This is a genomic window from Moraxella sp. CTOTU47618, assembly GCF_032017425.1.
Taxonomy (GTDB): Bacteria; Pseudomonadota; Gammaproteobacteria; order Pseudomonadales; family Moraxellaceae; genus Faucicola; species Faucicola tetraodonis.
In genome coordinates this window covers 136,086-155,967 of sequence record NZ_DALZPW010000001.1, presented here as the reverse complement: position 1 = coordinate 155,967, position 19,882 = coordinate 136,086, and the positions used below count along the sequence as shown (strand labels likewise).

The window sequence follows — 19,882 nt, the reverse complement described above, 5'->3', positions numbered from 1 at the left end:
GCCTTGTATTTTAAGCTACTAACCTTATATAATTAACAGTTCATTTGGGGATGTTCTGGCTTCGACGCTGGTAATGAAACTCAATGATGCATGTCGAGTGAGTATGTCCACTCGTAAATAAAATATACATTTTAAACTAGTCGCAAACGACGAAACTTACGCTCTAGCAGCCTAAGGGCTGCTTGGGACGGCACAGATTGCCATTGGTCTGGTTGCTCTCCTTGAAGCGAACGCACGATGGATAGCTTAAATTGTTGTCTCGCCAATTTGAGCAAAACTTAAGAGGCTCGTGGTTGGCATCCTGACTGTCGGTTCGCCAACCATTAAAGCCATAGACAGAATCTAAACATGTAGAGTCATGGGCGTAGTGCTGGCGGACGCGGGTTCAACTCCCGCCATCTCCACCATATATAAAAAAGAGAATGCAATAACTTGCATTCTCTTTTTTTTGCATTTTTTATATCCGATTAGCTACTTAAGATATCATTTTTACACAAAATCAACAGGTTAGAAAAACTAGCTAATATAGTTACATAATTTATATATTTAGCAAAATACATCCCATATTGAAGATTTTGTTTACAATAAAATCTTTGCAATAACATAACTTTGTAATTAGAATACACACCGCTTAAGTGATATTAAACAATATTACTTTGTTTTTACTATGTAAATCACGGGAAATGCCCCTTGATACCTTTAAGCAGTCAGATTATTGACCGCTTTAATTGATAAAAGGAACATCCGATGAAATATATCATTGCCAGTTTGATTGTTACTACTTTAGCCACCCAGCAAGCCAATGCTGATGTTGTTTCATGGTATGGTGGCAAGCATCATGGTCGCACCACGGCATCTGGCGAGAAATTTAATCAACATGCACTGACTGCCGCCAGCAATGTGCACAAATTAGGTAGCCGGCTCAAAGTTACCAACAAAGCCAACGGCAAAAGTGTAGTGGTACGCGTGACTGACACAGGGGGATTTGGCAAATATGGCCGTACGCTAGATTTGTCAAAAGGTGCTTTTAGCAGAATTGCTAATCTTTCAAACGGCCTTGCTAAAGTCGATATCGTTAGATTATAGCGTTATTTTTATTAATGTATTTTACCGTAAAAAAGGGCGCTATTGATTGATAGCGCCCTTCATGTTTTATCACTTAAAAAATTTAATCCTCTAAAAAACGCGTATCATTCGACCATTGCTGCATTTTGATACTTTCATCCAAGTATTGCTCGATAGCCGGCAAGTTAAACCCGTCGTTTTCACTGATAAAGCTAATACTCATGCCTTTATTGCCTGCCCTACCGGTGCGACCGATACGATGAACGTAATCATCAGGACTGTCTGGCAGCGTATAATTGACCACACAAGCCACATCATCCACATGAATACCTCGCCCTGCGACATCCGTAGCCACTAAAATATTGGCATCGCCTTGACGAAATTGTGCCAAATACTTCTCGCGTTTGGCCTGTATGACATCCCCTGACAATATCACTACTTTATACTGACGATTAAGTTTGTCATACAGGCGTTTGACTTGGTCTTTACGATTGGCAAAGACAATCATTTTCTTGGGAGAAATTTTTTCAATAATTTGCTGTAACGCCGCCAGCTTATCCGATTCCATCAAGGTGAAAAATAGCTGCTCGATGTTTTGACTGGTTTTTTGCTCGGGCGCAATCTCTACAAAAATCGGTTGATATAACCAGCGATAAGCTAAATTCATCACATCTTGGTTAAAGGTAGCGGAGAAAAGCAGGGTTTGCCGATGCGTATTGGCAGGCATCATACGAATCAACCGTTTGATATCAGGTATAAACCCCATATCCAGCATTCTATCCGCTTCATCTAATACCAAAATTTCAAGACGATCGAGATACACATGGTGCTGAAAGCAAAAATCAATCAAACGACCTGGGGTGGCGATGATGATATCGACAAACTTTTGATGCAGCTGCTTTGACTGCGTGTCATAGTCTGTGCCACCGAGCAAACAAACAGTATGCAGTTTGGTAAACTTGGTGAGCTCAAGGCAATCTTGATAAATTTGTTGAGCCAGTTCTCGAGTCGGCGCGAGCACCAGCGCACGGGTTTCACCCAAAAAACGATCGCCATCAACCTCAGGGTTTAGAGGATTATTCAGCAATTCATTGATGATGGTGAGTAAAAACGTTGCTGTCTTACCTGTACCTGTTTGCGCCTGCCCAATGGCGTCTTGCCCAGCGAGTGTATTGGGCAATATCTGCGCTTGGATAGGGGTCAGCGTTTGATAGCCTAGTTGGTCAATCGCTTGTTTGAGCGCTGGATGAAGGGGTAATTGTGAGAAAGTTTGAAACACAGAGAGTTAACCTATTTTGACCAATCAATCATTGGCTATGAGAAACAACAAAAACCAAGTTAATTGAATCAACTTGGTTTGCAAAAAGGTCAAAAATAACACTTCAACCCCTTTTTGGCTCAACTTATTCGACTTTGGTAACTTCTTCAGCTTGAAGACCTTTTTGACCTTCAACCACGATGAATTCAACTTTTTGACCATCTTGAAGTGAACGGTAGCCGTCACCTTGAATCGCGCGGAAATGAACGAAAATATCTTCACCGCTGTTACGTTGAATAAATCCAAAACCTTTTGAATCATTAAACCATTTTACAATGCCTTGTTCACGAACTGACATATTATAACTTCCTTTAACACTATTAATGGTAGGTTTTTAAGGTAGTTGCTTAACTAATCAAGACTAGTTAAGTTTAGCTACTCGCTACCTACGCCTGCTAAATAATGTACTAGTTAAGCTTTTGTAATAGTTTGTTAAAACATTTCTCTACAATGTCGCTTACATAGTAAATTGTTCTTATAGCAATCATAGCATGGGTTTTTTACAAAAAAAAGTAATTTCGTAAGAATTGGTTATTTTTTTAAACAGCGATTTTTTAGCCTTATTTAACGGTTTACAATAATAAAACTGCAAGGTTTGCTACTAAAATTGCCAATTATTTTAGCGTCGGTTTGCACACATTGTATGGGCTTATCTTTAGCATTTATCTCATCGATGCCAATAAGTTGATTGATAACTTCCTCACCCAATTCATCTAGCACATCATGTTTTAATTCTTTGATTAATTGCTTATCGACATTCTGATGGGTTTTGATGGAACATTCTTTAAGTCGCCATAGCAGGTTTCGTAAAACTGCTTGATTGACAGCAGGCTTTTGATTCAACCATTGATATTCATGGGGTGAAAAAAAGCGTGAAGCAACCTGATGACTAATTGCGCTGTCTTCAACATCAATGCCGATATTGGCATAGGGCGAAATCAATACTGCGGCATGTTGGCGGCTATGGCTAAAACTGACATACCAAATGTAACCATTAGCGGTTATAAAATGATAAGGAAAGTTTGCCTCCATTAACTCGCCTGTCACATTGAGCGCTTGCTGTAGCTTTTTTAGCAATTGACGACAAGACATCGACCCTAATTTATGGGTTGATGCTGCTTTATTGGTTAATAGCGTAGCCTGTTCACCCAAATTATGGTGAATATCAATAGCCACCCAGCTATGGTGTTTGATTGGATAAAGCTGCATCGGTTATGGTAGTGCCTTATGGTATAAGCAAATTTAACGATAGCTTAAAGTATTAAAGTATTTTTTTATACCAAGGTTGGTTGGCTTTCTTCTTTTGTGCTTGCGCAATCGCTTTACGTTTCTTTTGATACAGTACATTATTACTGATGAGAGTGATAGCGCGAGTGTCTTGCGCGATGACTTCCCCTAAGACGTTTTCAACCCCTACGGTAATGGTATAAGGGTTAGGATCGAGCGTGGTAGTTGCAATAGTATAGCTAGTGGCTTTTATGGTTGCTAAAGTTTGGTTATTGAGTTGATAGACGATTCTATCCCCTGTTTTTAAACTCGGTGTCAAAGCAACGTTAATCTCAATGGGTTGACTACCCCGTCGCAGCGTTTGCCCGGCTTCAGGCGATACAATGTTTAATACATAATCGCCCTGCTGGCTTGCTGAGATGGATTGGGTGGATAAGCGACCAGTTAAGCGATCACCTAAACTATCAGGCAAGCGATTGTCAGTAGCCGTACTCGCTGCGTTATTAACTTCATTGTTCAAGTTATTAGATGTCGTTGTTGATTGATTGGTCGTCGATGATACTTGTGATTGGGTGGGTAATTTATCTAATACGCTGATACTCTTGCTGTTTTTATTGTATTGATAAGCGGTATTAATATTATCAGTATATACCACTTGACCCTCTGAGGTGGTCGTCTTGTACACTTCAGCATGACTTAACTGTGACAACAATAACACGACAGCCGTGAGTATCAAGCTATACCGTAAATCGCTATTATTATTGGTACTATATTTTGTCAAAATCATTTAAGCCTTCCCCTCAAAACCCATTATTGTGCATATTTTAGCAAGCTTGATAATCAATCCCTAAATAATTTTGCCTATTAAACTAAAAATTTCACATAAAAAAACCCAACTTAATGTGAAGTTGGGTTTTTTGAAAAGCGAACTTATTAGCAGCTGTAGTACATATCAAATTCGATTGGATGAACTGATACGTTGTAACGCTCTACTTCTTCTTTTTTCAAGGCAATGTAAGCGTCAAGCATTTCTTTGGTAAATACGCCACCTTTGGTTAAGAATTCATGGTCGTCTTCTAACGCTTTAAGCGCAACTTCCAAGTTCTCCGCAACTGTTGGGATCAATGCTTCTTCTTCTGGTGGAAGGTCGTATAAGTTTTTGTCTGCGGCTTCACCTGGATGGATTTTGTTTTGGATACCATCAAGCGCTGCCATCAACAATGCGGCAAAGCAAAGGTAAGGGTTGGCTGCTGGGTCTGGGAAACGTGCTTCGATACGCTTGCCTTTCGGGCTTGCCACGTATGGAATACGAATTGACGCTGAGCGGTTACGCGCTGAATAAGCCAGTTTAATAGGCGCTTCGTAATGCGGTACTAGGCGTTTGTAGCTGTTGGTTGATGGGTTGGTAATGGCATTTAATGCACGAGCATGTTTGATAATCCCACCGATTGCGTATAAAGCAGTTTCTGACAGCCCTGCGTATTCATCACCGGCAAAGGTGTTTTTGCCATCTTTTTGGATTGACAAGTGAACGTGCATACCTGAACCATTATCACCAACCATTGGTTTTGGCATAAAGGTCGCAGTCTTACCATATTCGTGTGCAACGTTGTGTACCGCATATTTGAACTGTTGTACTTCGTCCGCTTTACGAACTAGGGTATTAAATGATACACCGATTTCTAGCTGGCAAGAGGCAACTTCATGGTGATGGACTTCAACACGGCCTTCACCCATAATCGCTTCTACCGCAGCACACATATCAGCGCGCATATCTTGTGAGCTATCAACGGGTGGTACTGGGAAGTAACCGCCTTTGACGCGTGGACGGTGCGCATAGTTACCGCCTTCCATTTCTTTATCGGTTGACCAAGCGGCTTCATCAGCTGAGATGGTATGACGGGCACCTGACATGTCGATTGACCATTTTACATCATCAAATACGAAAAATTCTGGCTCTGGACCAAAGAATGCGGTATCACCGATACCCGTTGATTTTAGGTATTCTTCAGCACGTCGCGCGATTGAGCGTGGGTCACGGTCATAACCTTGCATGGTTGATGGCTCGATAACGTCACAGGTCACAACAACTGTCGTTTCACGAAAGAAAGGATCGACAAATGCGGTATCGGAATCCGGCATCAAAATCATATCTGACGCTTCAATGCCTTTCCAACCAGCGATTGATGAACCATCAAACATTTTACCTTCTTCAAAAATGTCTTCGTCCATGCTGTCAGCTGGATAGCTCACATGTTGCTCTTTACCTTTAGTATCGGTAAAACGAAAATCTACCCACTTTGCTTCGCTAGATTTGATTAAATCTAAAAATTTATTCGACATTGCTCGTTTCCTTTTACGCAAAAAATGATTAAAAAAACGTTACGCCACTTTATACTCTTTTTGGTGCTGTGACAAGAGATAAACAAAGAGGTGCTTGTTGAAGTTAAACTTTCAAGTTATGTGCCAACTTTTGCACTATCATGCTAAATATTAAATTTTTATATCAAATTCAATGAGTTATTTGAGAGTGGATTTAATGATAAAATTGGCTGATATGACTATCTGCCTAGATAACCTTCAAATCACTATAGGGCCTTAACACTTGCACCATTTTAATTAAAATTTTATCGATATTCACTTTTATGGTGCATAAAATATGTATTTAACTATTTTAGTGAAAATCATTAACATTGATTTCTGCTACTCTGTTTCACTTATTCGGTTTCAGTTACTTGTAGAATGGTTGTGATAAAATAATTAACTAAAATAACGGTGAAGTTTTTTCATCGGCTAACCATCGTCCAATAATTACATGATAGGATTTCTGGATTGCTACTTTTTATTGATAATTACGACAGTTTTACCTACAACTTGGTGCAGTATTTTGAGCAATTGGGACAACCCGTTGAAGTCTGGCGCAATGATGCTTGCAGCAGTGAAGACATCATTCGTTTAAATCCTGATTATTTGGTCATTGGCCCTGGACCTTGTACGCCAAGCGATGCGGGCAATACGTTGAGTTTTATCAAAGACTGTGCCGGCATTATTCCTATATTAGGCGTTTGCTTGGGTCATCAAGCCATTGGGCAAGCATTTGGCGCCCATATTATTCGTTGCCCAACGATTATGCATGGGCGGGTGTCGCAAGTTTTTCATCACCATCAAGGGATATTTGCCGGGCTTCCCTCACCTTTTAACGCCACTCGTTATCATTCTTTAGCGATTGCGGCAGACAGTTTGCCTGCTTGTCTAGAGATTATCGCATGGTGTGATGATATTCACCCACATGATTCTCTGCCATCCCCTACTGTGATGGGCATTAGGCATCAAACATTGCCGATTGAAGGGGTGCAGTTCCATCCAGAATCTATTTTGAGTGAGCATGGGTATGCGATTTTGAAAAATTTTTTAGCTAATTATGAAAACTATCAAAACGCTAACCCTTAGACTGGGGTAATTGATTTCTGCGGGTTAAAGTTTGGCTTTAAAACTTGGCTTTAAAACCTGGCTTTGTTATAGTATACTAGTACAATGATATATCAAGTGTAAGCCATAAAACTCATACGAGACTGACATGACCCATACTGTAACGCCCTATCTTGGTGACATTACCACGGCTATTGAAAACAACCAACCATTAACCCCAGAGCAAACCCAACTACTACTTACCACCGCGCTGGATCGCGCCATCAATACCATTGACCTAACTTATGCAGAAATGCGCGGCGTCATGCTAGCCATCATGCAAGGTCAATGCCCCGATGCCATGATGGGCGCGCTGCTCACCGCGCTGCGTATGAAAGGTGAAAGCATCGAAGAAATCACTGCCGCCGCCCAAGTGATGCGGGAGCTTGCGATTAAAGTGGATTTATCGGATGTGCCCAACGTCGTCGATATTGTGGGTACAGGGGGCGATGGCGCGAATTTATTTAATGTCTCTACCGCCGCTACTATAGTCGCAGCGGTTGCCGGCTGCCATGTCGCCAAGCATGGTAATGGCGGCGTTTCCGGCAAATCTGGCAGTTCCGATTTGCTTCAGCAAGCGGGTATTAATTTGGCGTTAAATACTGAGCAGATTACCCAGTCGATTAAGACCCATGGCATCGGTTTTTTGTTTGCGCCCAATCACCATGTAGCAATGAAACATGCGATGCCCATTCGCCGTACCCTAAAAACGCGCACGGTGTTTAATATTTTAGGACCTTTGACCAACCCGGCGGGCGTCAAAAATGCCATGATTGGGGTATTTAATCCTTCGCTGTGCGAACCGCTTGCCAATGTGTTCAAAAACCTTGGCGCAGAGCATGTGCTAGTCGTCGGCTCAGTGGATAACCTTGATGAAATCTCACTAGCGACTTATACCCACGTGGCTGAACTTAAAGACGGCAAAGTCAGCGTATATGATATCGAACCTGAAGATGTTGGTATCGAATCGCAAACGCTCAAAGGCTTAATCATTGACAGTCCAAGCCAAAGCCTAGCCCTCATCCGCGAAGCACTCGACAACAATCCCAATAAAACCCCCATCGCCAAAAAAGCAGCGGATATGATTGCCTTAAACGCCGGTGCGACCATCTATGTAGCAGGTAAAGCAGATACCATAAAACAAGGCGTAGCCATGGCACAAGATATCATCAGCAGTGGCAAAGCCTTGCAAAAAATGGCAGCATTAGCAAGCTTTACTCAGCAATTCACCTCTCATTAAATTTTTGGAAAAAACATGCCTCATCAAGCAGTCCCCTCGGTATTACAAAAAATTGTCGACACCAAACGTCAAGAACTAGTCAGAGCCAAACAACAACAATCTTGGCACGACCTTGAGCAAATTGCCGCAACGAACCGCGATGACATCCGTGATTTTGCCGCTAGCTTGCGCAAAGCGGGTATCCGTGTCATTGCAGAAGTCAAAAAAGCCTCGCCATCCAAAGGCATCATCGCCCCTAATTTCGATGCTGTCGCCACTGCAGTTGGCTATGAACAAGCGGGTGCCGCTTGCCTATCGGTATTGACGGATACCGACTACTTCCAAGGCTCGGATGAGTATTTATTGCAAGTACGCCAAGCGGTAAGCCTACCTGTGCTACGCAAAGATTTTATGATTGAGCCGTATCACATTTTGCAATCACGTGCGCTTGGGGCAGATTGTATTTTGCTAATTATGGCGTGTTTATCGGATGCGCAAGTCGCTGAGCTACACGAATTGGCGTTAAAACTTGGCATGAGTGTACTCATCGAGTGTCATGATGAGATAGAAGTGGAACGAGCGTTACGCTTGCCAGCCCATCGTCAAAACGTGTATGGCATTAATAATCGCAATCTACATAACTTTGATGTGAGTTTGGACACTACCCTACGCCTAAAAACCCTGTTTCCACAAGATAGCTTATTGGTGACAGAAAGTGGGATTCATTCGGCAGAGGATGTAAAATTGATGCTGGGCCATGACATCCATGCGTTTTTGATTGGTGAGCAGTTTATGAAAACGGGGGATGCAGGTAGTGCTTTAGCAAAGTTATTGGCAGATAGTTTATAGTGTAAGCTTCTAATATCTTTATATTATGTATGACTTAAAAAAGGGTGCATAAAAACACCCTACCATTGAGTATTAAACAGTTTTTAATCTTTAGAAATTAGATAAAGATTATTACAAGCTCACATATATTCTACAAACATTAAAACTTTTAAATTTTCTTCGCTTATTTTCATACCATATTTCTCAAATATTTCTTCCCAACTATCAACGACATTACCTAAGAACGACATAAGTTCAAGAGCATCTCCATCCTTTGTTTCTATTTTAAATGTTAACCTTTCATTATTAGAATTTTTGATAGGATTTCCATTTGAATCTATTAATATATGTTCTGATGCTTGACCATCGACTGAAGTAATATGTTCAATTCTGTCAGTATGAAGTTTAAGGTGCTTAGATGAATTTGCAATTGAAGCACAGTAATTCAACCATTGATTATTAGAATGCTCTTTGTAAAAATCACGTTTATGTGAATCAATTAATCCCAAGTAGGATATACACCAGTCTCTTATAGAGACGGATGTAACGCAAAAGTTAAAAAAATGGTCACTTTTTTCCCTTAAATCTTGTGATAACCAAGTTCTTCTGCCTTCTCTAACTAATTTTCCTAGCATATCCTTTGGACAACTATATACTTGTATTACAGCCATATTTAAAATTCCTAATACTAGTTGTCTCAGAATGACAAACAATATTTTACAATATTTATTCTTAGCAACGAAATTTTATGAGTAATTTTATAGCGTATAAGACGCATCTTACAAAATGACCATAAAATTTTTTGAGTTTGATATAATAGCCGTTTTCTTTACGAGAACTTCTAAAATGGCAGATTTATTTTCAAAAGAAATGCAAGACAAGTTAAAGCAGCTTAAAACCGAACTGGGTAAAGGTCGCAGCCAAACCAAAGAGACCGATGAAAACGGCAAACCGACTGAAACCGTGGGTTTATTGAGCAAGCAACAAGTCGCCAAACAAGTTAAAAAATATAATAGCGAACATCTTGATGATGATAAATTGCTATTTATGCAAGCCATGTCAGGCGTCCAGCCAATCAAAGATAAAAACTTAGCGGATAAAAACAACGCTGGCAATAAGCTTGATGCGACAACACTAGCCAAACGCGCGGCGGCAGTCGGTGGTGACGATGATAGCGGGCATGTATTGTCTGATATGCAAGCGCTGCTCAACCCGGTATCTGGCGATGCTTATTTAAGTTATAAAACCGCAACGTTACAAAACAAAGTGTTTAATGACCTCAAACAAGGCAAGATTCGCTGGTATGATGCTGTAGATTTACACGGTGCCACTATTGAAGAGGCCCGTGAAGCCATGAGTCAGTTGATTTTGCAGGCTCAAAAAAACAATGAAAATTGTGTGAAAATCATTCATGGCAAAGGCATTGATAGTATCTTAAAAACTTGCGTGAATGGCTGGTTGCGTCAGATTCCTGAAGTGCTTGCTTTTTGCTCAGCACCTGCGGCACAAGGTGGCAATGGTGCAGTGTTGGTATTACTCAAAAAACGTGAAAAAGCCAATCGCGACCAATAACCATTGTGCTGCTATTTTGACTATAGGTTAAATTTTACAAAATCATGCATAGAACAATCCATGCATGATTTTTTTAACGAGATTTTTTAATTGTTCATAGTTTATTCTTAGTTTTTGTTTATAATAGGCTCTTTTTTTTCATGGATTAAATGTTCTGCATTAATCTACTCTCAACTGGCTAAAAACAGCGACCATTTGACTTTTGACAGCTGACTGTTTTTAACACCACTGGGTATAGGAGAAAGGTAACTTTGAACAATACCACCACTGCGACTAATTCGCCCGCTAAATTGCAACGTCAATTGGCACTCTGGCACATTATCATTATTGGTTTGGCGTATATTCAGCCCATGACCGTATTTGATACCTTTGGCTTGGTTTCTGAAGCCAGTCATCAGCACGTTCCAACATCTTATATTATTGCATTGATTGCTATTTTGCTTACCTCGCTAAGTTACGGTAGCATGATTCGTCGTTATCCTTCGGCGGGTTCGGCATATACCTATGCCCAAAAATCGATTCATCCCAATGTCGGGTTTATGGTGGGTTGGTCTTCTTGGTTGGATTATTTATTGTCACCGCTGGTGAATATTATCCTAGCGGTGATTTATCTTGAAGCGCTGTTCCCTGATGTCAACAAATGGATTTGGGTATTTATTCTGACGGGATTTATGACCTGGATTAATGTGCATGGCTCCAAAGTCGTGGCTTATTTTAATAGTTGGATTGTGTTTATTCAGCTATTGATTATTGGTGTATTTACGTGGTTGGTGTATAGCAAATTGATGGCGGGCACCAATGCGGATGGCACTATCAATGCCGCAGCTTACCAATTATGGAGCTTAAAGCCGTTTTGGAGTGATATTGCCAACATGACGGCACTTATCAGTGGTGCAACGATTTTATGTTTCTCTTTCACAGGCTTTGACTCACTAAGCTCATTGGCGGAAGAAACCAAAGATGTGCAAAAAACCCTACCAAAAGCGATTTTCTTGACCGCATTGATTGCAGGTATTGTGTTTATCATTAGTACTTACTTTATGCAGATTTATTTCCCACAAACCCCTGACAAATATTTCCGAGATGTGGCTGCTACCCAGCCAGATATTTTGATGTTGGTCGGTGGTTCTGCGTTTCAAGCCGCTGTACTGGGCTTTGCAATTGTCACGGTAATGGCGTCAGGTATTTCTGCGCATGCCGGTGTCTCTCGTTTGATGTATGTGATGGGGCGTGATGGGGTCATTAATAAACGTATTTTTGGTCATATTCATCCAAAATACTTGACCCCAACCTACAATATCTATATCGCGGGTGTGATTGCCTTAACCGCGGGTTTTATTGAGTTTGATGTCATCGCGCATTTGATTAGTTTTGGGGCATTGACGGCGTTTAGTTTTGTTAATTTATCCGTGATTGCGACCTACATCATCCGTGAAAAACGCTACCACAGTGCCTATGATTTGTTGATGTATTTGATTGTGCCGCTGCTTGGCTTTATCAGTGTTGCGCTGATGTGGAAAGAAAGTGAGCCTATCGCCATCAAAATGGGCTTAGGCTGGGCAGTAATCGGTATCATCTACTTGGCATTTAAAACCGGTGGTTTTAAGCGTCACCCACCGATGCACAACGAACATGAATAATGGTTAACGTGGTGAAAAGGTCAGATAAGATTCTGACCTTTTTTATGTCTGTGGCTTTTTGGAAAACCCTATGTTAGAAATTTTATATCAAGATGAATACTGTGTGGCTGTCAATAAGCCTGCGGGTATGCTCGTTCATCGAAGCTGGCTTGACCGTCATGAAACCGAGTTTGTGATGCAGACCCTACGCGATCAATTGGGTCAATATGTTTATCCGATTCATCGCTTAGACCGACCGACGTCAGGGGTGTTACTGTTTGCTTTATCAAGCGAATCAGCGCGGCAACTGTGTGAGCAATTTGAAAACAGGCAAGTGCAAAAATCTTACTTAGCCATCGTGCGCGGATATTTGACAGTTAATGCGCAGACATCCCAGCAGACATCTGGGCTGATTGATTACCCACTCACACAAATTTTGGATAAAATTGGCGATAAACCAAGTTTGCGGGCGCTGCAACAAAGAAAGCTTAGTTCGACAGATATGTTTGATGAATCCCTTAGAAACCCTACTGAATTAACCTTACTGCAACCTGCGCAAACGCATTGGCAATGCTTGGCAACAACTGAGCAGCCGTTTCAAGCGCGCGCACGCTATCCCACTTCACGCTTTAGTCTGGCTAGATTGACGCCCATTACCGGACGAAAACACCAACTACGTCGCCACATGAAGCATGTATTTCATCCGATTATTGGTGATACCAGCTATGGCGATCATCACCAAAATCGCGCCATCCGTCAACATATCGGCGTGCATCGATTGATGTTACATGCGCATACCTTGGCTTTTCATAGACTGACCGACAATCGCCGTGTTGATATCACGGCACCTGTGGATACAGATTGGTTAACGATGTGTGCACAGTTTGGCTTTCATTTGCCTTAATAGTTTGCGATATCATTATTTGGCGACATCCTTTACGCAACCAAGTAATCACTCACTTTGCTACCGAGGGTCGCAAATGTTGCGCCAATGCCTGCCCCCACCAACACATCGGTGGGATAATGTAACCCAAGCACCAAGCGCGATAATGCCACCAGCATTGTAAATGGTAGCAATACCCATAACATCATCGGCACTTGATGACCTATCATGGTAGTAAACAATACTGCTTGCAGCGTATGCCCTGATGGAAAACTAAATACATCCAAAGGCCGTTCGCCTAAAGTAATGGTCTGGTGTACTTGGTAAGGGCGTGGACGCACTGTGTGTACTTTTAAATACTTATACAGCAAATAACCGCAAAAACTGCTGAGTAACACCGCACACACTTTCATAGCAACGATACTAGCGACCAGTCCTTGCGATAATAACGCTACTAACATCACTACCGTCGATAGCGCCCAAAACCAACCATCGCCTAAGCGGCTGATGGTTTTGAAAAACTGCGCAAAAAACTTCAATTGCGACAGTAAATTTACCCGTAAACATAAGCGGGTATCCCATTGCAGCACGCGCTTTTGCAAATGATATAGTTTAGGTTTACTGTGCAAAAACTGATAATAATTGCGCATTAAATTGGGTAAGTTTTCGACAGGGCTAGCAGAGGTACAGGTGAATTCTGAATTGGCAAGTGACAGTTTGGATTTTTTTATGGGTTGATTCATTGATTGATTCATGGCGCCATCCTTTTTTTGCCTATTTGAATATCACGTTTTGGAGAAAAACGCGGCAGATTCAGCGGGTCTTTGGGCTGGGTGACTATTTTGGTTTAAGTGACTATTTTGGGGTGAATGACTATATCGGGGGTGGTTTTTTGCCACGACAGTCGGGTGAACTGACTCAGGTGTGAGGGCGATTGTTGAATCCGCTAGCGGATGTTGAGCGAGTGCTTGAGAAGGCAAAATGGCTGGCGTCACTGTGCTAGCTGTTAGGGTGTTCGTCTGGATTGATAGCACCTCATAAAACATGGTCAACATTTCTTGGGCAGGTTTTTGCCAAGAAAAAGCAGCTACCTTGTGTCGCGCAGCTAGTCGCATCTGATCAAGCTGTTGTTGTTTGGGCAATTCACTAATCATCTCTACAAAGCGTTGTTCTTGCCCAAGCGGTACGGTTTTACCACAACTATCATCCACCAACAGCGCCGCAGCCGCATCATGATAGGCAAAAATTGGCAAACCCGATGCCATCGCTTCGGTGACGACATTACCGAAAGTTTCCACTTGACTAGCAAAGACAAAAGCATCGGCACTGGCATAATAACTTGCCAGCGCCTCACCTGTTTTAAAGCCTGCAAAAATAATGCTTGTATCATTGGCATGCCTTTTAACGAGCGCTTCTTTGTATGGTCCATCACCGACAATCACTAATTTGACATGACGATGCAGCTGCTGTAATTGTAGCGCTTTGAAGCTTTTAATGACGGTATCCATACCTTTTTCAGGGGAAACACGGCTCACACACATTAACACTGTGGTACCCTCGCCCACGCCCCAGCTTTGCCGTAATGCTTGGCTACGTTTGCTCGGTGCATAGCGCACTGTATCAACGCCACGACCGACTTGGTACAAATGCTTGAAACCAAATTCAGCCAGCTGATGTTGGGTGGTCTGGCTTGGAATACACGTAGCATTGCACTGGTTATGAAAACGCTTCATATACGCTAGCAAAGGCACTGAGACAACTTTCCAGCCAAAATATCGGCTAAAATCATGAAACGCAGTGTGATAACCAGAAGAGACTTTAATGCTTTGCTGTTTGCCAGCAATCAACGCCGCAAGCCCCAAAGGACCCTCCGTCACGATATGCACGATATCAGGACGAAGCTTGCGCAGCTGCTTCGTTAAAAATCGGTAACAAGGTAGCCCCATGCGCAGATGCGGATAATAAGGAATGGGCAAACTTGGCACTTGTAAATCAGTGGTAACAGCCGCAGTGTTAAGCCCTGTCGTTAGGGTATGTTGTTCGACTTCATCGCTTTGTTTGGGGCGAATCAACGTAATGCGATGACCCATCGATTTGAGTTCGCGCATGATTTGATAAACGCTTGAGGCTACCCCATTGATATCTGGCAACCAAGTTTCAGTCACCAAAGCGATATGCAATGATGGCCTAGTGTCATGAAAAGGCGTGCCTGCAACTTGAGTTGAGAGATTCATGTGATTTGCTGACGTCGTCTGAGTGTCAGACGAAGCCTGGTAGAAATTAGTGTTTACAGTGTTGTCACTCATAGTATGTTATCAACCATTACAACCGACTGCTTTGTTTGACTACAAAAGCCGTTTCGGTAAATTAAATCAATCCTTTGTATGGGTTAAGCTTATAAGCCGCCATTGACAACCTCATGTCAATTTGATAACAGTTTGATGACAATTGCATCGCAAATAGGGGTCGATTTTGCTAAAATAGCGAGCAGAATGCAGCTTTATAGATTAATGCCTTATTAATGCCTTATAGATGGTTAAATGACTGATTTGATAACTACATCGAATAATACCACCATGCCAAATACTTCGACGTTGGATACACCGATTGTGATACTGATGACACATGCGCCTAGTCATCCGCTCACCAAACAAGCGCTTGAATGCGCCCAATCGCTATGTGCAAACGATAGTAAAACAACCGATGAGCAAAACTCGTTGACTAGTACCGATTTTAAAATTTTCTTATATAGTGATGCGGTGATGTTGGCCAACCGATTAATTTGGCTGCCCGATGATATCGAAAATATGGCAAAAAATTGGCAACACTTTGCTATAAGTCATGATTTAACCATTCAAGTGTGTGTGAGTGCCGCTTTGGCTCGCGGGGTGACAGATGCTGACAATGCGACTAGGCATCAGCTACAAGGTGACAATTTGGCAGATGGCTTTGAATTAGTCGGTTTGGGTGAATTAGCCATGCATCTGCACAGTGCAAAAACGGTTTATCAGTTTTAATTGGGATGGGTTTAGCGATAGCGATTTACTATGAAAATTGTCATTAATATTCACGCTGACACGTTTTTGCTTTGTCATGAAGCCTTATCAATGGCGTTTGCGCTGGCAGCGTTTGATCACCAAATTCAGCTGATTATCGGTGATGGCATGCTAAACTTACTACTTGATGAGCCTACGGGCAAGCTTGCCCATATGCTAGCATCCCTTGATATGTATGATATCCCGTCCGCTTGGCTGGCGCTAGCGGATTTTGATAGATTAAAAGCATGGCAAGCGAACCAATCAACAACCTTCGATTGGTGTGCTCAAGTCGCGCTACAGCCAACCACACCGCCTCATTTTGATACCACTTTTGACTTATAAATACTATGACCCAACTTCCCGAACTTGACCAAGACGGTCATTTGATAGCTCATCAAACATGGTCACCACATATCGCGCAACAATTGGCGAACACGCTGGATGTCACGTTAACCCCTGAGCACTATCAAATCATAGCCGCGGTACGTCAATATTATGATTTATACAGCCATCCACCGACGACCCGTCCTTTAATCAAGTTTTTATCCAAGCAATTGCCCTCATTGGCGATTGATAATGCCAAATTGCAAGCCATGTTTAACACGGGTCTTGTCGCGCGTCATGTCAACCGCATTGCAGGGTTGCCAAAACCTGCAAATTGCTTATAAATTTTGAGATTATTTTGGGTCATAAGGGACGAGATTGTCATAACCGATACTGTGACCGTTATCACCGCCAAACCCCTGCTGACGCCAAACTTCAAATAATGTAATTGCCACGCTGTTAGATAAATTCAAACTGCGAGAGGTCGGCAGCATAGGCAAACGCAACCAGTTGTCTTGCCCAATTGCCGCGCGAATTGGATCGGGTAACCCGGCTGTCTCTGACCCAAATACCAAAGCGATATTTGCCAGTTGCGCAAAATCTTCATCATATAAAGGTTTGCTAAGCTTGGTGGTCAAGGCAACGATTCTTTGTACCCCACTTTGACTTAGGCTGTCCTGTGCATCCTGCCAATTGGCATGTACTTTGACATTTGCCCATTCATGATAATCGAGCCCTGCTCGGCGTAATTTTTTATCTTCTAATTCAAACCCTAGTGGCTCAACCAAATGTAGCGTTGCGCCCGTATTGGCGCATAACCGAATAATATTGCCTGTATTGCTTGGCATCTTGGGTTCAACTAATACTACGTGAATCATATCGACATCCCTAATTAGATTAAAATAAAACAGATTGAAATAAAAAAACGCTAAATGCGAAGATTAATTTACAAAAAACCTATACTTATTGCGTAAATTTAAGTTTTTTTTACAACTTGATAGTTTTGGTTACATTAACGCTATAGCGACGTTAGACTAAACTGCATTACCATGACTCTACCAAGCATGTTTTACTTTATTTTAACTTCTATGAACCAATCTTCTATGAATCAATAAAGTCGCATGATTTAACCTGGTAGCTAAAAACTGTTAAAAAATAATGGATATATCTGAGGAAATTTAAAATGAAAAAATTAATCGCTGCATCAATCGTTGTTATGTTTGCTGTCACAGGTTGTAATACAATCCAAGGTTTTGGTAAAGACGTATCAAAAACAGGTGGCGCAGTAACCAATACCGCACAAAAAACTGAAAACAAAATCTACCGCACAAATAACTGAAAACAAAATCTAATCGTAGATTCTCTGTTTAAGTAAAAAAACCCATCTCGCTGATGGGTTTTTTATTGCCTATTTTATTGGCTATCGGTTATAACCCTAGTAGGTTATAAAACTAGCCGTTTTTTGGCAAATTTTCAGGTAAATAACAACGTAGATAAGCAATCACCGCTGTAATCGCTTCTTGGCGATAGGTATCGGTAATTTCTTTTTCTGAGCGATAGGCTAAAATAAAAATACCATTAATGATACCGTATGCGACTAACAATTGCTGATGAATGGTTTCTAAAGCCGGCATTTTATAATGCTCAGACAACTTATCATACACCATTTGGGCGAGGCTTTTTTCGATTTCACTACCAAACGCATTGCCCTCAAAATCTGGGGTATTGGTCTCATAAATCAAACGGGCAACCGTTAAATCAGATTGAATAATATCAACGCCTGTCTCAATGACTGTGGTGATATAAGCCTGCCAACGACTAAATTGTTTGGCATCGACTTTTTCAAGCTTGTTAAAAATTTCTATTGCATTTAAAAAACGCAATGCCAAAAAAATCGCTTCTACGTTTGGAAAGAAGTGATATGCCGAAGCTCTGGGAATGTCCGCTCGTTCACACACATCCGCCAAACTAATCTCACTGACAGGTCGGGTCGCGCTCAACTCTTTGGCAGCGGCTAATAATTTTTGGCGACGCAAACGACCTTGCTGGCTAGTGAACTTGAATTTGTTAGGGACCAAGCGGCGAGCGAGCTCAGAGTCCACCAACACATCCTCAATTTTTTCATCATAAGCGCTTGACATATTTCCTCTCTATCGACTGATTATGAATAAAGTTTAATTTGTGCCCGTACCAATCCATGATCGGTTGGGCGTTGTTCTACAATAAATTTGAGATGATCGTTAAAATAATCAACTTGTAATACTTCACCGATGTTAAATTTACTATCAGCTAAAAATTGTTCAGATACCAAAATTTGGTCAAGCACTTCTGGCATACCTTGGTGGATATGGGTGTACGCTACATCTTTGAGCCAGTGCATACGGCTTTGTATCGTAGAGGCATCATACAGCACGATATCCCGCATCGACTTATCATAAAATACTTCGCCCGATTCGCTTAAAAGCTGACAAGTGACACTTTGCATCACATCATTCATATCCCCTAACAAAATCAGCGGATGGTTGTTGTGTGACAGTTTTTCGATGACCACTTGGCGAATGCCTGCCGCTTCCGCTGCCCGCATACAAAGACTGCGCAGCTTGGCGCGGACTCGAATTAGCGGATCATTGCGATCTTCTAACGGCTCGCCTTGCGCGTTTTCTAAAAACTCAGGGCGTTTACTTTTTAGATGCGCCACAATCACGGTGACCACCATGCCATTTGGCAATCTGATGTCGGCAATCAGCGGGGGACGATTAAATTGTTGATAAAGCCCAACATCAGGAACGTCCAACAACGCAATCGCAGGCATCTGCGTGAGCAATTGGGTGTTAATAATTTCAAAACGCGATACCAAACCTACGCTAGGGGTGCCAACTGCGCCTCGCCCTTGGGTTAATGGACTATCTGGCTGATTACTGGCTAGTGGCACAGTGACATGATAGTCATTGAGACCGGCCGCACGACATAAGTCAATGAGTGCTTGCTCATCCCAAATTTCTTGGCAACCAATGATATCAGCTTGCAATTGCCGAAAGATGGGGGCAAGTGCATTGATTTTTTGTTGATATTGCTGCGGCGTATACACGTCTTGGTTTCGATAAAAAACCCGATTGGGCAGTGCAAAGTTGAGTAAATTTGCCGTAGCGATAACAAATTGATTGTCCACTGTCATATCCTTAATGTTTAGTTACCAGTTATCCCTGCTTGCTTGTAGCAACATTGTCCAAAAAATTTCCTGACTTTCATCTTCATAATTTTCATCACTGTCAACACAGTGTCGAATTTCGAAGCATTATACATTTTTTTATTCAATTTCTA

Annotated in this window: 22 protein-coding genes and 1 other RNA gene; 12 read left to right on the top strand and 11 right to left on the bottom strand. The window is 41.8% G+C overall.

The window, feature by feature from the left end; all coding sequences use genetic code 11:
* Positions 1-46 precede the first annotated feature (46 nt).
* Together ssrA and RTS09_RS00700 are read left to right on the top strand one after the other, a co-directional pair.
* Positions 47-407, top strand: a transfer-messenger RNA (tmRNA) gene (gene ssrA / locus RTS09_RS00705).
* Between the two features lie 340 nt (positions 408-747).
* Entirely contained in the window at positions 748-1,086 is a 339-nt protein-coding gene (locus RTS09_RS00700) for a septal ring lytic transglycosylase RlpA family protein (RefSeq protein ID WP_188874337.1), read from the top strand.
* A gap of 82 nt (positions 1,087-1,168) precedes the next feature.
* On the opposite strand, the gene RTS09_RS00695 is transcribed toward RTS09_RS00700, so the two are convergent.
* The 5 genes from RTS09_RS00695 to glnA all read right to left on the bottom strand — a co-directional run bounded on the left by RTS09_RS00695 (position 1,169) and on the right by glnA (position 5,953).
* The gene (locus tag RTS09_RS00695) at positions 1,169-2,344 is read right to left on the bottom strand and encodes a DEAD/DEAH box helicase (RefSeq protein ID WP_312533299.1); all 1,176 of its coding nucleotides are present in this window, start codon (positions 2,342-2,344) and stop codon (positions 1,169-1,171) included.
* Positions 2,345-2,468: 124 nt separating this feature from the next.
* On the bottom strand, positions 2,469-2,681 hold the full coding sequence (locus RTS09_RS00690) for a cold shock domain-containing protein (protein WP_007116878.1): 213 nt from the start codon (positions 2,679-2,681) through the stop codon (positions 2,469-2,471).
* 266 nt (positions 2,682-2,947) lie between these two features.
* Positions 2,948-3,592 carry a 4'-phosphopantetheinyl transferase superfamily protein gene (locus RTS09_RS00685; protein ID WP_312533296.1) on the bottom strand — a complete coding sequence of 215 codons (645 nt, stop codon included), beginning with the start codon at positions 3,590-3,592 and terminating at the stop codon, positions 2,948-2,950.
* Between the two features lie 52 nt (positions 3,593-3,644).
* A complete protein-coding gene (locus RTS09_RS00680; protein WP_099833805.1) occupies positions 3,645-4,397 on the bottom strand; it encodes a DUF4124 domain-containing protein in 753 nt (250 codons plus the stop codon).
* A 146-nt stretch (positions 4,398-4,543) separates the two neighbouring features.
* Entirely contained in the window at positions 4,544-5,953 is a 1,410-nt protein-coding gene (glnA, locus tag RTS09_RS00675; protein WP_036604344.1) for a type I glutamate--ammonia ligase, read from the bottom strand.
* A 489-nt stretch (positions 5,954-6,442) separates the two neighbouring features.
* Here glnA and RTS09_RS00670 point away from each other — a divergent pair, with 489 nt between their 5' ends.
* From RTS09_RS00670 to trpC, 3 genes are all read left to right on the top strand, one after another.
* The gene (locus tag RTS09_RS00670) at positions 6,443-7,060 is read left to right on the top strand and encodes an anthranilate synthase component II (protein ID WP_312533292.1); all 618 of its coding nucleotides are present in this window, start codon (positions 6,443-6,445) and stop codon (positions 7,058-7,060) included.
* 127 nt (positions 7,061-7,187) lie between these two features.
* Complete coding sequence (trpD, locus tag RTS09_RS00665; RefSeq protein ID WP_312533289.1) at positions 7,188-8,318, top strand: anthranilate phosphoribosyltransferase; 1,131 nt, start codon at positions 7,188-7,190, stop codon at positions 8,316-8,318.
* Between the two features lie 15 nt (positions 8,319-8,333).
* Positions 8,334-9,146, top strand: coding sequence for an indole-3-glycerol phosphate synthase TrpC (gene trpC, locus RTS09_RS00660; protein WP_312533286.1), 813 nt, complete (start codon positions 8,334-8,336; stop codon positions 9,144-9,146).
* Between the two features lie 119 nt (positions 9,147-9,265).
* On the opposite strand, the gene RTS09_RS00655 is transcribed toward trpC, so the two are convergent.
* Positions 9,266-9,796: a hypothetical protein gene (locus RTS09_RS00655; protein WP_312533283.1), complete on the bottom strand. Its 531-nt coding sequence runs from the start codon at positions 9,794-9,796 to the stop codon at positions 9,266-9,268.
* Between the two features lie 175 nt (positions 9,797-9,971).
* Between RTS09_RS00655 and RTS09_RS00650 the strand changes: the two genes are divergently transcribed.
* From RTS09_RS00650 to RTS09_RS00640, 3 genes are all read left to right on the top strand, one after another.
* Positions 9,972-10,697, top strand: a complete 726-nt coding sequence (locus RTS09_RS00650) for a Smr/MutS family protein (RefSeq protein WP_312533280.1) — start codon at positions 9,972-9,974, stop codon at positions 10,695-10,697.
* Between the two features lie 251 nt (positions 10,698-10,948).
* Entirely contained in the window at positions 10,949-12,337 is a 1,389-nt protein-coding gene (locus RTS09_RS00645; RefSeq protein WP_312533277.1) for an APC family permease, read from the top strand.
* 70 nt (positions 12,338-12,407) lie between these two features.
* The gene (locus tag RTS09_RS00640) at positions 12,408-13,220 is read left to right on the top strand and encodes a pseudouridine synthase (RefSeq protein ID WP_312533275.1); all 813 of its coding nucleotides are present in this window, start codon (positions 12,408-12,410) and stop codon (positions 13,218-13,220) included.
* Between the two features lie 32 nt (positions 13,221-13,252).
* Here the strand turns inward: RTS09_RS00640 and RTS09_RS00635 are convergent, their stop codons facing one another.
* Together RTS09_RS00635 and RTS09_RS00630 are read right to left on the bottom strand one after the other, a co-directional pair.
* Complete coding sequence (locus RTS09_RS00635) at positions 13,253-13,849, bottom strand: phosphatase PAP2 family protein (RefSeq protein WP_312533907.1); 597 nt, start codon at positions 13,847-13,849, stop codon at positions 13,253-13,255.
* Between the two features lie 135 nt (positions 13,850-13,984).
* Positions 13,985-15,433 (bottom strand): glycosyltransferase family 4 protein, encoded by a 1,449-nt coding sequence (locus tag RTS09_RS00630; protein ID WP_312533272.1) that lies wholly within the window; start codon positions 15,431-15,433, stop codon positions 13,985-13,987.
* Between the two features lie 342 nt (positions 15,434-15,775).
* Between RTS09_RS00630 and tusD the strand changes: the two genes are divergently transcribed.
* The 3 genes from tusD to RTS09_RS00615 are packed head-to-tail and all read left to right on the top strand — an operon-like array spanning position 15,776 to position 16,905.
* Positions 15,776-16,216 (top strand): sulfurtransferase complex subunit TusD, encoded by a 441-nt coding sequence (tusD, locus tag RTS09_RS00625; RefSeq protein ID WP_409418364.1) that lies wholly within the window; start codon positions 15,776-15,778, stop codon positions 16,214-16,216.
* A 30-nt stretch (positions 16,217-16,246) separates the two neighbouring features.
* Complete coding sequence (locus RTS09_RS00620; protein ID WP_312533268.1) at positions 16,247-16,579, top strand: hypothetical protein; 333 nt, start codon at positions 16,247-16,249, stop codon at positions 16,577-16,579.
* 5 nt (positions 16,580-16,584) lie between these two features.
* Positions 16,585-16,905 (top strand): TusE/DsrC/DsvC family sulfur relay protein, encoded by a 321-nt coding sequence (locus RTS09_RS00615; protein WP_065252499.1) that lies wholly within the window; start codon positions 16,585-16,587, stop codon positions 16,903-16,905.
* 9 nt (positions 16,906-16,914) lie between these two features.
* On the opposite strand, the gene RTS09_RS00610 is transcribed toward RTS09_RS00615, so the two are convergent.
* A complete protein-coding gene (locus tag RTS09_RS00610) occupies positions 16,915-17,439 on the bottom strand; it encodes a tRNA (cytidine(34)-2'-O)-methyltransferase (protein ID WP_065252498.1) in 525 nt (174 codons plus the stop codon).
* A 305-nt stretch (positions 17,440-17,744) separates the two neighbouring features.
* Between RTS09_RS00610 and RTS09_RS00605 the strand changes: the two genes are divergently transcribed.
* Entirely contained in the window at positions 17,745-17,900 is a 156-nt protein-coding gene (locus tag RTS09_RS00605) for an entericidin A/B family lipoprotein (protein ID WP_065252497.1), read from the top strand.
* A 112-nt stretch (positions 17,901-18,012) separates the two neighbouring features.
* Here RTS09_RS00605 and RTS09_RS00600 read toward each other — a convergent pair whose 3' ends face one another.
* The gene (locus tag RTS09_RS00600) at positions 18,013-18,702 is read right to left on the bottom strand and encodes a TetR/AcrR family transcriptional regulator (protein ID WP_065252496.1); all 690 of its coding nucleotides are present in this window, start codon (positions 18,700-18,702) and stop codon (positions 18,013-18,015) included.
* Between the two features lie 20 nt (positions 18,703-18,722).
* Positions 18,723-19,730, bottom strand: a complete 1,008-nt coding sequence (locus tag RTS09_RS00595; RefSeq protein WP_404932301.1) for an endonuclease/exonuclease/phosphatase family protein — start codon at positions 19,728-19,730, stop codon at positions 18,723-18,725.
* Positions 19,731-19,882: the final 152 nt, after the last annotated feature.